This window comes from Clostridium carboxidivorans P7 (assembly GCF_001038625.1).
GTDB lineage: Bacteria > Bacillota > Clostridia > Clostridiales > Clostridiaceae > Clostridium_AM > Clostridium_AM carboxidivorans.
Map to the genome: position 1 here is coordinate 1,739,505 of NZ_CP011803.1, position 14,585 is coordinate 1,754,089.

Annotated in this window: 9 protein-coding genes; all 9 read right to left on the minus strand. The window is 29.0% G+C overall.

The features are described from left to right. Positions 1-24: 24 nt before the first annotated feature. The 9 genes from nifJ to Ccar_RS07565 all read right to left on the minus strand — a co-directional run bounded on the left by nifJ (position 25) and on the right by Ccar_RS07565 (position 14,458). Positions 25-3,552 (minus strand): pyruvate:ferredoxin (flavodoxin) oxidoreductase, encoded by a 3,528-nt coding sequence (nifJ, locus tag Ccar_RS07525; protein ID WP_007061035.1) that lies wholly within the window; start codon positions 3,550-3,552, stop codon positions 25-27. 238 nt (positions 3,553-3,790) lie between these two features. Next, positions 3,791-6,943: an AAA family ATPase gene (locus Ccar_RS07530; RefSeq protein WP_007065241.1), complete on the minus strand. Its 3,153-nt coding sequence runs from the start codon at positions 6,941-6,943 to the stop codon at positions 3,791-3,793. 4 nt (positions 6,944-6,947) lie between these two features. Further along, positions 6,948-8,111: an exonuclease SbcCD subunit D gene (locus Ccar_RS07535; protein ID WP_007061032.1), complete on the minus strand. Its 1,164-nt coding sequence runs from the start codon at positions 8,109-8,111 to the stop codon at positions 6,948-6,950. 198 nt (positions 8,112-8,309) lie between these two features. Next, entirely contained in the window at positions 8,310-8,807 is a 498-nt protein-coding gene (locus Ccar_RS07540) for an SMI1/KNR4 family protein (protein ID WP_007061031.1), read from the minus strand. Positions 8,808-9,064: 257 nt separating this feature from the next. Further along, entirely contained in the window at positions 9,065-9,754 is a 690-nt protein-coding gene (locus Ccar_RS07545; RefSeq protein WP_007061030.1) for a DUF3786 domain-containing protein, read from the minus strand. Positions 9,755-9,916: 162 nt separating this feature from the next. Continuing rightward, entirely contained in the window at positions 9,917-11,278 is a 1,362-nt protein-coding gene (locus Ccar_RS07550) for an MATE family efflux transporter (protein ID WP_048030006.1), read from the minus strand. Between the two features lie 544 nt (positions 11,279-11,822). Continuing rightward, positions 11,823-12,014, minus strand: coding sequence for a hypothetical protein (locus Ccar_RS07555; protein WP_007065243.1), 192 nt, complete (start codon positions 12,012-12,014; stop codon positions 11,823-11,825). A 168-nt stretch (positions 12,015-12,182) separates the two neighbouring features. Further along, the gene (gene splB / locus Ccar_RS07560; RefSeq protein WP_007061026.1) at positions 12,183-13,205 is read right to left on the minus strand and encodes a spore photoproduct lyase; all 1,023 of its coding nucleotides are present in this window, start codon (positions 13,203-13,205) and stop codon (positions 12,183-12,185) included. 20 nt (positions 13,206-13,225) lie between these two features. Beyond that, the gene (locus Ccar_RS07565) at positions 13,226-14,458 is read right to left on the minus strand and encodes an SGNH/GDSL hydrolase family protein (RefSeq protein WP_007061025.1); all 1,233 of its coding nucleotides are present in this window, start codon (positions 14,456-14,458) and stop codon (positions 13,226-13,228) included. Between the last annotated feature and the right edge of the window lie 127 nt (positions 14,459-14,585).

Sequence of the window (14,585 nt, forward strand, 5' to 3'; positions counted from 1 at the left end):
GACTCCCTTTCTATTTATAATATATTAAAATTTTTGTTCTGCTAATCTTTTATAGGTTTCATATCTTTCCTTTGCATGCTTTTCTGCTTCAGTAAACATATCTTCTGCAATATCAGGAAATACATTCATAAGAGATGTATATCTTATTTCTCCATTTATAAAATACTTGAAAGATTTTGTTGGTTCCTTTGAATCCATTATAAATGGATTTTTGCCTTCAGCTCTTAATTCTGGATTAAATCTATACATATGCCAATATCCTGATTCCACAGCTTTTTTTCCTTCCATGACACTAGTTGCCATACCAGATCTTATACCGTGATTAATACATGGCGCATAAGCTATTATAAGTGATGGTCCTTTATACTTTTCAGCCTCAATAAGTGTTTTTATAGTTTGATTCATATTAGCTCCCATGGATATTTGTGCCACATATACATATCCATAACTCATAGCCATCATTCCCAAGTCTTTCTTCCTTATTTTTTTACCTGAAGCTGCAAATTTAGCAACAGCAGCAGTTGGAGTTGCTTTTGAAGATTGCCCTCCTGTATTAGAATATACTTCTGTATCCATTACAAATAAATTTACATCATCACCAGATGCGAGAACATGATCCAATCCTCCATATCCAATATCATATGCCCATCCGTCTCCACCTATTATCCATTGAGACTTTTTAATTAGAAAATCTTTTTTATCTAGTATTTCTTTTATTATTTCATTTCCACTATAATTATGATCATTTAAAATCTCAAGTATCTTTTCTGAAGCTGTTCTTGATGCTTCACCATCATACATGGCTCCAATCCACTCTTTAAATACATCCTTTATTTTATCAGTTCCTGGAGAAGCTATATATTGTTCCATTAAATCTTTAAGTTTCTCCCTTATTTGTTTAACTCCTAAATACATTCCATATCCATACTCTGCATTATCTTCAAAAAGTGAATTCCCCCAAGCAGGACCTTTTCCATCTGCATTTACAGTATAAGGTACTGATGGAGCACTTGCTCCCCAAATAGAAGAACATCCTGTAGCATTTGCAATCATCATTCTTTCTCCAAACAATTGAGTAATAAGTCTTACATAAGGAGTTTCTCCACATCCTGGACATGCACCATTAAACTCCAAAAGTGGTTTTACAAATTGGCTTCCTTTTACTGTCCCCTTATCCATGACAGTATCTTTATAAGTAATCTTATTTGTATATTCCCAATTTTCTGCTTGTTTTTCAATTTCATGTTCTGCTTGCTCCATAATAAGCGCTTTTCCTGGTGCTGGACATATATCTGCACAATTTCCACATCCAGTACAATCCAATGGATCTACTTGAATACGATATTCAAATGTTTCTAAACCTTTACCAGCAGCTTTTTTTGTTTCAAAAGTATCTGGTGCATTTTTTACTTCTTCTTCATTCAATAAGAATGGTCTTACAGTAGCATGAGGACAAATATATGAACATTGGTTGCATTGAATACATTTATCTATTTGCCACTGAGGTATCATAACTGCAATGCCTCTTTTTTCATAAGCAGTAGTACCTAATGGGAATGAACCATCTTCCATTCCTGAAAATGCACTTACTGGAAGATTATCTCCTTGATGTTTTGACATTGGTATTTGAATATTCTTAACAAACTTGTTATCCACCTGAGGCTCTTCTTTATCTTCACTTGCATTTTTCCATGAATCCGGAACATTTACTTTTATAAGAGATTCTATTCCCTTGTCTACTGCAGCTTTATTCATTTCTACAATTTTTTCGCCTTTTTTTCCATAAATTTTTTCTATGGAATCTTTTAAATAGCTTACTGCATTTTCTATTGAAATTATATTTGATAATTTAAAGAATGCAGATTGCATAATCATATTAATTCTTCCACCTAAACCTATATTTCTTGCAATTGACACTGCATCTATAGTGTAAAAATTAATATTGTTTTCAGCTATATATTTTTTCATTGTTCCTGGAAGTTTTTCTTCTAGATCATTAGCATCCCATGGACAATTAAGTACAAAACTTCCCCCTTTTTTTAATCCTTGTAATACATCCTGTTGATATATAAAAGATTTATTATGGCATGCTATATAATCTGCACTATAAACTAAATAAGGAGATTTTATAGGCTTTTTACCAAATCTTAAGTGAGAAACAGTAGTTCCACCTGATTTTTTACTATCATAAGAAAAATAAGCTTGAGCATAAAGCTGAGTATTATCTCCTATTATTTTAATAGCACTCTTATTAGCTCCTACAGTACCATCAGAACCTAGTCCCCAAAATTTACAACTTACAGTTCCTTCAGGTGTAGTTTCTATAGACTCTCCATTAGCCAGTGAAGTATTAGTTACATCATCTGTGATTCCAATTGTAAAGTTATCCTTAGGAGAAGAACTTTTTAAATTATTAAATACAGCTAATATTTGAGATGGTGTAGTATCTTTAGAACCTAATCCATATCTTCCTCCTACGATTAAAGGTTTATTATCATTTTTGTAAAATAGATGAACTACATCTAAATATAATGGTTCTGCCAATGCTCCTGGCTCTTTAGTTCTATCTAATACAGCTATTTTCTTTGTTGTAGTTGGAAGAACATTAAAGAAATATTTTTTTGAAAATGGTCTATACAAATGAACTTTTACGCATCCTACTTTTTCTCCTTTATTCATTAGGTAATCTACAGTTTCATCTATAGTATCACATACAGATCCCATGGCAACTATCACATATTCAGCATCTGGTGATCCATAGTAATCAAAAGGATGGTATACTCTTCCTGTAATTTTTTCTATCTCTCTCATATAACTTTCTGTTATATCTGGTACTGCTTCATAAAATTTGTTTGAAGCTTCTCTACCTTGGAAATAAATATCTGGATTTTGTGCTGTTCCACGTACTACAGGATGTTCAGGATTTAAGGCTTTATCTCTAAATTCCTTAACAGCATTATAATCTACTATTTTATCTAAGTCTTTATAGTCTATAACTTCTATTTTTTGATATTCATGAGAAGTTCTAAAACCGTCAAAAAAGTGTAAAAATGGTACTCTGGATTTAATTGCAGAAAGATGAGCAATACATCCTAGATCCATTACTTCTTGAACACTGGAAGAAGCTAAAAGTGCAAAACCTGTTTGACGACAAGCCATTACATCCTGATGATCTCCAAAAATTGATAAAGCATGTGCAGCAATTGCACGTGCTGTTACATGAAAAACTCCTGGTAAGTGCTCTCCTGCTATTTTATACATATTAGGAATCATTAATAATAATCCTTGTGATGCAGTATAGGTAGTTGTCAATGCACCTGCAGAAAGAGATCCATGCACTGCACCTGCTGCACCTGCTTCAGACTGCATTTCTGAAACCTTAACCGTTTGATTAAATAAATTTTTCTTTCCATGTGCTGCCCATTCATCAACGCCCTCTGCCATAGGTGTTGATGGAGTAATTGGAAATATAGCTGCTACTTCTGTAAAAGCATAAGAAGCATATGCAGCTGCAGCATTTCCATCCATGGTCTTCATAACTTTTTTCTCCATATATTAATCCTCCAAACTAATTTTTATTTTCTATATTATTGTTTGGAAGAAAAAGAGTATTATTCATATTATTTATGAATATTTAATATTTTTTAAGTTTACTTTTATTTTTAGTTAACATAATATTTAATATGTATCTATACCTAGCATAATTTATGAGCTTTAAATAAGACTTAGGTAATAATTAAAATGTCATTTTAAACTTACTTAAAACTCATTAGAATTTTAGATTTCAAAGCTATAATATATTAAATTTAGCAGTACTTCCTTCTGCACTAGGTATTATTTCAAGTCTTGCATCAATTCTTTCTTTAAGTTCAGGAACATGAGATATTATGCCTACAAGTCTTCCTGTATTTTGTAGATCCACAAGACACTGTATAGCGTTTTCTAAAGATTCAGGATCTAAAGTACCAAAGCCTTCATCAATAAACATTGTATCTAAACTTATACCTCCAGAATAACATTGAACTACATCTGATAAACCTAATGCCAATGATAATGATGCCTTAAACCCTTCTCCACCTGAAAGTGTTTTTACATGTCTATACTTTCCTGTATAATTATCATATACTTGAAGCTCAAGTCCACTTTGAGTTAATCCTTTACCTTTTTGTTTAATTCTATCTAGTTCATACCTGTTTTCACTCATTTTAGCAAATCTTATATTGGCCGCTTCTATAATATTATCAAAAAAGAAAGCCAGTACATATCTTTCAAAAGTCATCCTTTCACTATTATTACCTTTTGCAGCCTCTGACAAATCTCCAACTATGCTGTACTCTTTTTCTTTATCTTTAATTTCTTTATTTAATTCTCTTATACGTAAAAACGCATTACTATTTATTTCTATCTTTGCATGAAGTGCTACCTTTTGATTATCCAGCAATTCTCTTTCTTTCTTTATAATTTCATAATCATTTTCAAGAGTATTTACATTAACTAAACTTTTCCCTTCTATATCCTTCAGTATTTTTATATATCTATCTTTTATAGATTTTAATTCCTCATTAAAATCATTTATATACTTATTTAATTCCTCTTGTTTCCTTTCCGTAAGTTTTGATTCCTTATAATCCTGTAAATCTTTAAATCCTCTTTTAGTTATTGCTTCATTTAATTTGTTTTCTGAATCCCTTAGAGAAATTTCTTCTTCTTTTAAAGCTTTTATTATTCCTTCTTTTTCTATAACAAGTTTTTCATACTTAAGTTTTAAATTATTAAATCTTTCCTGTGACTCTTTTAATGCTTTCTCCATAGTAGTCTGTTTATATTCCATTTCTGTTATAGCATTTATTAAATTTTTTTCTCCACGAAACTTTTCAGGTATTTCTTGCTCTATTTGCTTTAATGTACCTTTCTCTCTCTCAACTACACTTAAACTCAATTGATATTTATTATTTAATTCCTCGAAATCTTTTTCTAATTTCAATTGTAAATCTTTTTTTTCATTTAAAAGTTTCAGCAAATTATCACGATTATTTTTTTCTTTCTCCAACCTTTGTGCTTCTATGCTTAAACTTTTTCTATTTTCTTCAAAGTATAAAAGTTTCTCCTTTATAAAGTTAGTTAATTCATCTTTTGCAAGTGTGACTATATCGTCCTCTATTAATGATTGAAGTTCCTCTTTCAATCTATTTACAATACTGTTTTGAGATCTACCTTTAACATCCAATTCTATAAAACTTTCATTACTACTTTGAAACTTTTTTAATGCTTCCTCCAAATAATCTTTCTTTATCTTTAGCTCAGCTTCTGTAGGTACACCTTTCTCAAGTAGTGCTAATTTAGGATGGTGAATTGCTCCACAAACAGGACACAGCATTCCCTCCTCTAAATTTTTTGCTAAAAGACCTGCTTGACCTTCTCTAAAAAGTCGTTCTAATTCTTTAAAATTAAGTTCTGCTTCTTCTAATATTTTTTTATCCTCTGCAGCCTTATTTCTATATTTTAAATAATCGCCTCTAATTTTTACAAGTTTTTTATTTTCTGAATCCAAAGTATGAATTTTACTATATATTTCATTAACTTTTTCAAGCTGTGCATTTAATTTTATAAACTCTTCTGAGGACTTTCTAGCTAATTCTAATTCATTGTTATGATTATCTATATCCTTCTTTAACTTTTCTATTTCCTGTCTTTTCAAAAGTTTATCTTGTTCTATTAACTTTAAGTTCTTATCTAAAATCTTCAAACTTTCTGCTTTCTTTTCAAAATCCTTAACTTTACTTATATACCCTTTTAATATAGTCGTATCTTCTAAGAGTTTTTTTCTTTCCTCTTCCCTAGAACTTTCAAATTTAAAACATTCTTCTGCCTTCTTTAAATTTTCTACATCTAACTTTATACCCTCTTGCTTTTCTAAAAGTTCTAGTTTTTTTGACTCTAATCTTTTTTCCTTTTCAATGCAATTTTCTTCTATACCAACTATTTCACCAGCTTTTCTAGCCTTTAAAAGTATAGTTTTCTTTTCTTCTATGGTACTTTCTTTATCTTCTAAAGACCTTTTCTGAATTTCTATGCCATCTTTTTCTTTAAACTTTTTGTTATTTTCTATGGCTTCTAAAATTTCTTTCTGTTTTTCTTCTAAAAGCTTTTCCTTTTTAGTTATAGACTTTTCAATAACATTTTTTCTTTCATTATCCCTTTCAATATACACCTTTAATTCCTCTATAATAGAAGATACATTTTTATTCTCGCTTTCTACTAATTCAACTAATGCTGCATTATCATTACACTGCACAGTACCTATGATTTCATTTTGCTTATGCTCCAGCTCATTAACATTTCTCTTAATTTTCCCAGCCATTTCATTAAGTTTTATTTCCACTAATTTGTAAGCTTCTGTGCCAAAAATTTTTTGAAGTATTTTTTCTCTATCTTTACTTTCTGAAGTTAGAAGTTTTCTAAATTCTCCTTGAGGTATCATCATAATTTGTTTGAATTGTTCATAATTTATACCCATAATTTCATTTATTTTTTCATTTACGTTACTTACTCCTGAAATTACCTTAACATCACCGTTTTTTTCAAATACCTTCATCTCAGCATCTGTTTTTTGCTCAGTTACTCCTTGTCCTCTAGCTTTTCTTTTTTCTTGCTTTGGTATTCTTTTTATGTAATATTCAACACCTCTAAGATGAAATTCTAGTTCTACAGAAGTTAAAGTATCAATATCTGCAAATTGACTTCTCAAGCTTTCTGAATCTCTATCCTCCCCACTGGCTTCTCCATATATAGCATAACTTAAGCCATCAAAAATTGTAGTTTTACCTGCTCCTGTTGGACCTGTTATTAAAAATATGTTTCTTCCATCTAACTTAGTAAAATCTATTTCTTCCTTCTTGGCATATGGTCCAAAAGCTGTCATAGTCAATTTTAAAGGTCTCATATTATTACTTCACTCCTTTCTTTTCTACACTTTTTAATACTTTTATTAAAACTTCCTTTTTTTCTTCAGTAAATTCTCTTCCTGTTATATTTGTATAAAATTCATGAAAAAGTTCTAACATTGTTTTATTATTATAGTCTTCTTGTATTGAATTTCTTCCATTTTCCACTTTTCTATTAAAAGAATTTCTTGTAAGCTTAAGCACATTAGGATAAACTGTTCTAAGTTTGCTCATAGGCTCTATAATTTCGCACTCATCCGTTAAATCTACATAAATATAATCATTGATATTTGTATCCTTGTAAACCTCAGGATTTAATAAATCTTCCATTTTTCCTTTTATAACTCTCATATCCTTATGAGGAATAAGACTCTTAAGTTCTATATTTACTTCTCCATTTTTATCTAAATTAACTATAGTAATAGATTTTTTTTGTTTAAATTCCGAAAAAGAATATTTAAGTAATGAACCAGAATATCTAACTTTATCGCCTCCTACCTTTTGGGCTCCATGTAAATGCCCTAATGCAGTATAATTAAAAGAATTAAAATTTTCTATATCTATAAATTCTGTCCCACCTATAGAAAGAGGTCTTTCAGATTCACAAGTATCTCTTTCACCTGCACCTATTACAAATCCATGGGCTATGAGTACATTTCTTTTGTTTGCATTCATAGTTTCTTTTATAGAACCTATTATACTTTTCATAGCTTCATTATGATTGTGTATATCTTCATTCTCCATTACATGTCTTACTTCTGCTGGATCTGCATAAGGAACTGGATAAAAATTAACTTCTCCATATTCATCTTTTATTACTATTGGATTAAAACTTTTTCTTAACCTTCCACAAATATATAAACCTTTATCTTTCAAAATTTGACTGGCAAAACCAACTCTATCTCCACTGTCGTGATTACCTGCAATAGCAATTATAGGAACATTTAAATCTACAAGTATTTTTGTAAAAACTCTATCCAAAAGATCTACTGCAGAAACTGGAGGAACTGATCTATCATATAAATCTCCTGCAATAACTATAACATCAGGTTTTTCTTCTTCTATCAATTTTATAAATTCCTTTAAAATGTATTCTTGATCCTCAATCATTTGTACCTGGTGTACCATTTTACCTATATGCCAGTCACCTGTGTGAATTATCTTCATTAAAACTTTCCCTCACTTTTCTATTAATTAACTTTGCAAATACCTTTTAAATTACGTTTTTGTTTTCTCAAACTTTTACTACAGCAACATAAAATTATGTAAGCTGATACACTTATATTATAACGTCAAAAAAATAAAAAAGCATAGAATATGCTCTAGAAAAAGCATCCATTCTATGCATTAATTATTTTTCATTAATTATTTTTTGCATAACTTTTCTCTACTATGGCAAACCATATTATCAAATTTTTCAAAAGAACTTGATACAAAACTAAAATTCTCCTCCATCCACTCTTCTAAAGATCTTTCTTTTAATTGTGATGGTGTAATATCCTCAATGCATAAAGCTTCTTCATGTTCCATATATAATATAACTGGTTCATTTGTACTTCCTAGATAATCAAATAATAATACATCTCCATTTAAAGTTGATGCAAATGGAATAATTCTTTTTTTATCTAGTATTCTATCATTAAATAATTTATTAAAATTTATAAATTCTTCTTCTATCATCCTCTGAAAATTAAAAGTAATTAAGCCATAACCAGGAATATTCACTTTATAATCTACAATTTCTGGATACATTTGCTCACTTTTAATCATTATTTCTTTATATGCATTTGGGAACTTTATTCCAAAATAGCTTTCAATTTTTTCTATACTTTCAATGTTATACAGTGATTCTTTTTTGCTCATAATCTATTCCCCCATATCTAAAATTCTTTAAACGTTATCACTTTTAACTTGTCCACATACAAATAAAACATTGTGAAAAACGCCAATTGTAAAATATATTGTTAGATATCTTTTTTACTTTTAGTATCTCACCATAAACCATATTTACCCTGAGCATCATTTAAATTCAATTTGATGGTTGGTTTGGTTATATAGGAACCTTATACCATATATTTCGGCGATTTTATGAAATACTGTATAACATTTTTTATTACAGCTTAATTTATTTCATACCCATCTTTAGTTTTCTTTTGATAAAGCCCTATCCAGTTAGGTATTTCTCCCTTGTTTTTTAACAATTCTATAGCCACATCTCCTACTACAGCTAAATCCTCAGCATTAAAATAATATTGTATGTTTCTATCAAAAAGTATATTTGACGAAGCTTCTAATTCATCATCCCCCTGCCATACTATAAATGTTATATATACGTTATTTATAAATTCAAATCTACAAGCTGCATCTCCTTTTTTTATTAATTTACCACCTATTGATATAGTATTTTCTTTCATTGATTTTAAATCATTACCAAAAATCTTAGCCAACTTCAATATAGTCCTATTATAAAAATTTCTATAATAAACTAATCCACCTGGTATTTCCTTATAAGTTATGTCCTGATTAAAAGCAGGCACATTTTTTGAATTTACAAGATATCTTAAAACTAAAGTTTTTATAGTATATGCTTTTATTTCCTTCTGTATTTTCATATCATATACAGTTCCATAAGGATGCTTTATAATATAGTTTCTTCCCATAATCTTTACTTTAAAATAGTGCTCATCTTCATTATAATAAATTCCTGATTGCTCAGATATTTGAAATGGGTCTTCCTTTGCAAATATGCTTTGTATGTATTCATAAGGAACTCTTCCTTGTCTGTCGTCTTCCAATTCAATATTATTCATAAGCTATGCATAGAGAACTTACTTACAATAATTTTATAAATCCTCTAAGATTCACCTCCTCTTATAATTTATACACACATTATTTACAAAGTTTATCATGTTTTCTATAATACTTCAATATATGGATAATGATATAAATTTTAAATATTTTCACGTCATTATCTAAAGAGTTTTTGACAAAAATAACTTATTTCTACTATTTAACTTTTTCTCAAATAATATAAGCATCAATATTGCATCAACTCCCCACTGTATGACTGTAACCCACCATACATAAATTACGGAAAGTTTTAAAAAATGTATAAAATAAAATATTAAAGGTAATCTTATAATCCAACTAGTCATTAGAGAAACTATAAGAGGTGTTTTAGCATCACCTGCACCTTTTAATGCACTAGAAAACACTGTTGATATTGCTATAGACGGCTGCTCAAAAGCTCCTATGAAAAGACATAAAGATGCTAAATATATAATTTTCTTTTCCCCTTCATCTATAAATAAATTTACCAATATTCCCGGCATCACTAAAAATACTGCTGAAAAAAATCCCATCATTAGTACTGCACATACTGCACATACATATGTGTACTCCTTCGCTTTTTTATAATTTTTTTCTCCTACTTTAATCCCTACTAATGTAGTTGCAGCTACTCCAAATCCCATACCTGGCATAAAAGAAAGAGATTCGATAGTATTGGCAATTTGATTAGATGCAAAGGCAATATTTCCTGAATGCATAATAATAAATGTACAAAGTAACCTACTTAATCCAAATGCAGCATCCTCCATTGAAGATGGTATAGAAAGTAATAAAATATTTTTGATTTTTGATACTTTTAAGCAAAAAATATATCTAAGTTTTATTTTTACATAGGATTCTTTAATAAAATAAATTAATACAACAATAAAACCAGCAGCTTGAGAACATATAGAAGCTATTGCTGAACCCATGATACCTAACTCTGGAACAATTATTCCAAATATCAATATTACATCCAGCAGTAGATTTACTGTAGTAATAAAAGCTGCTATTAAAAATGGAGTATAGGTATTTCCATATCCCCTTAATATAGAATTTATAACATTGGTCATCATATTAAAAAATATAGCTATAACAGTTATCTTTGTAAAGATATTGCTCAGATCCAATACCTTTCCTTTTGCACCAGCCAAAAATAATATATTTTTACTAAACTTAAATAATATGTAACATATAAAAATAGAAACTATTAATCCTAAGAAAAAACCTATGGACGCATATTCCTGAGCTGAAGATTTCTCGTTTGCACCTATGCTCCTTGAAACAAAAGAAGTTATTCCTATAGAAATACCTACTACTATAAAAATATTCACACAAGTATTCAATATTTCATTGCTTATTCCAACAGCACTTACAGCAGTGCTTCCTCCATATTTGCCAATCATCATAGTATCAAATATGGACATAAACGTGTAAAGAGTGCTCTCACCTACTGCTGGAAGTGATATATCTAAAACTTCTTTAATGGTATTTTTATTTAACATAGTTAACCACCTTTTTATAATTTCTTAATTTCCTTCCATATTTTTAAATATATTAGTAACTTATTGTTTTTAATATAAAATTTATTTGAAATTATAAATTTTTGAAGCATTTATATATATCACGGAAAAATATAGATGATTTACAGAAAAATGAATATTTAATAGAGAAGATCTTTTAAAGATTTGATAACTATTTGTTATATAAAAAAGCAATATGGATATTTTAACAAATTTCCATACTGCAGACATAATAACAATTTAATCTTAAATATTGAACTAAAATATTTAATTTTATCAATGTTTTCTAAGGCAACGTACAGCAATGAAATATATTGCAGCAAGACCCACAATAGCTACACATATCAATGCTATAATGCTACTATACATTTTAAAATCACCCCAATTTTCACTTTTTTTGAACTTTTAGTTTATTTCTCATTAAAATATGGTATACTATCAATAAGAAGCTGTTGAGAGTTTTGTATTAATTCATGGTTTAAAATGATTTACTTTATCACAGGATGCTTTTGCGAGAAGCATCCTTTTACTTTTTTGAAACTTTATCTTTAATTTTATCTTTGTCTTCTGCAGTAATAGCTATTTCATTTTTTAGCAAACCATCAACTTCATTATTCATGCCAAGAGTTACCTTGTCTTTATGAAAAGAAGCCAATGCTACTATTCCAACTATTGCCACAATGGCAACAATAGCTACAATAATAACTTCACTATCCACTTTACGTCACCCCCCTTTGATGCTAAATTCTCTCAACAGCTTCTACTGGCAAGAGGATAAATTTGAGGTGACGTTTCAACCATGCTTATTCTCTTATTTACTATTATACCATGTTTACCCATTATAATACATTATAAATGACTTGTATTTTAAAACAAAAATAAGTAATTATATAATATACTTAACTTCTTTGTTGTTAAATAATTCTTCTATTTCTTTCATAAAAAATTCCTTTATTTCATCTAAACTTTCTTTTGGATATATATATTTTCCATATCCAAATTGTCCATATTTAAATTTACGTTCTTCATCATTCATTGGTAATTCATTTTCAGGAAATACTTGAACTATTATATTTTTAGCTGTTGTAGTGTATCTATGCGATATAACCTCGAAGGTTATTGGAAATTTCAAATCATTTGGAAGCTTTTTTCTTAATTGCAGCAATAAATCATGGTATTCCTCTTTCCAATTATCATAAATAAATACAGGCGCAATTAAAAAACCAACTGGATATCCAGCCTCTATAGCTTTTATGCTTGCTTCTATTCTTTTGTCTCGAGAAGCTGTAAAATGTTCATACTTATTTATAACTGAAGATGTATTAATGCTAAATCTTATTTCTGTATGTTCGTTATGGTTTAAATCAAGTAGTGAATCTATATCATTATATTTGGTTACAAATCTAAATCTAGCATTTTTTCTTTCTCCAAAAAATACTACTGCTTTTTCTAAAGAATAACTATAAGGTTCTACAGATACAGGATCAGATGTAGCGGCTCCCTCAAATATGGTTATATCAGGTAATCTTTCATCTATATATTTTTGTGCTTGATTTAATATATCATCTATGTTTACATGAATTTTTACAAAGGGTTTATCACCTAATTTAGTATTCAAATAACAATACTCGCATTGACCCATGCATCCTGATACTAAAGGGAGCTGATAATGAGCTGAAGGTTTACAGGATTGAAATTTTAAGCTTTTCTTAACTCCAACAACTAAAGTCTTCTTACCTTCCCTATAGTAAGAAAATAAGTCCTCACCTGGAATATGCTGTTTTATTTTATTGGAAGTTAACTTTATAATTTCAATACCATCCTTGTTTTTAAACCTATTGAGAATATTCTTAGCCATGCTATATTCTAGAGAATCTTTTTCAAATATAATTCTTTTTGGTACAAACATATCTTCACCTCTATCTAAGTTTACTTTAAATTATCATAAATAATATCTCCAATATATTTATAACCTTTATCACTTGAATGTGCAGTATTTGTTCCACTAGCTCCTGAATAATCATTAATTGCCATTCCAAATAATCCTGCTTTCTGTGCAGTAGCATAATCCTTGAAATAAGCTTTATAGATATCTATAAGTCCTGTATTATAAGCATCTGCTATTTCATATAATGCTGTTATATAAGCAGACCAGTTTGTTGTCCATAAATCTGTAGGTTTTTGATTTGCTATTATACACACATTACTTCCCCTTCCCTGCCAGTAGGTTACTATATCTATCATGCTTTCTTTATATTTTTCAACAGGAACATGATTTCCTGCATCATTAATACCAAAAGATAAAAGCACTAAATCTGGCTCTTTTGAAGTATTCCAAATTTTTTTGCTTAAGTCTGTAGTAAAATAATTTGCTTGTTTACTTGAAATTGCCATCTTATCTATCTCTATACCTGTTTTACTTGACGAAGCAATTGCACCTTCTATAAAAACACTTGATGTTGTATTTGGTGTTATTATCAATTTATGAATGCCTTGTGATAATCCATAATAAGAAGCTCTGTATGAAAAACTTGTTTCTTCACCTAAACAATTTATGGTATCTACTCTTTTATCATCAATTGTTATAAGAGCTGTTCCTCCATCCTTTCTCTTAGAATATAGTAAATCTAAATCTGTTCCAGTAAAAGTTAAGATTGCAGGTGAACTACTTTTATTAGATGTTCCATAGCATCCACCAAAACCTCCTACATTAGACATAAAAGTATTAGAGGCCCCTGGCACACTCCATTCTTTTCCTAATGTCCATCTTGGTTTGGTACCAGAAGACAGAGCACCTTCATAAATACTAATAAAACCTTCTCCAGCATTTCCAAATTGTTTTTGTAATGATGATTTCATTATACCAACCCAGGACTTATTTACCTCATCACTGGAATATTCTCCTCTCATACTGGATTCACCTATACAATATATTCTTATCTTCTGTGTATTTGAATTTTTTAATTTACCTTTATATTTTGATAAACCATTATTTATATTGTATCCATATTTTTTATAAGGTGATTCTTCTTCAATTACTTTAGTATTTTGTTTAACTTTTTTTGATAAATTAGTTTTTATTCTTATATTTATAAAAATGCTTATAAAAAATATAAATACAATTGAAATAATAATCAGTAATGATTTCTTCAAATTCAGCACCCCTTATGAATTCCAATGACTTCCTTTAATGTATTTGTTTGAATTTCTAAATCTTTATATACTTTAATATGTCTAAAAGCTTTAAATTAAATGCATGACAATAATAAATTGTAAAATAAAAAACTAC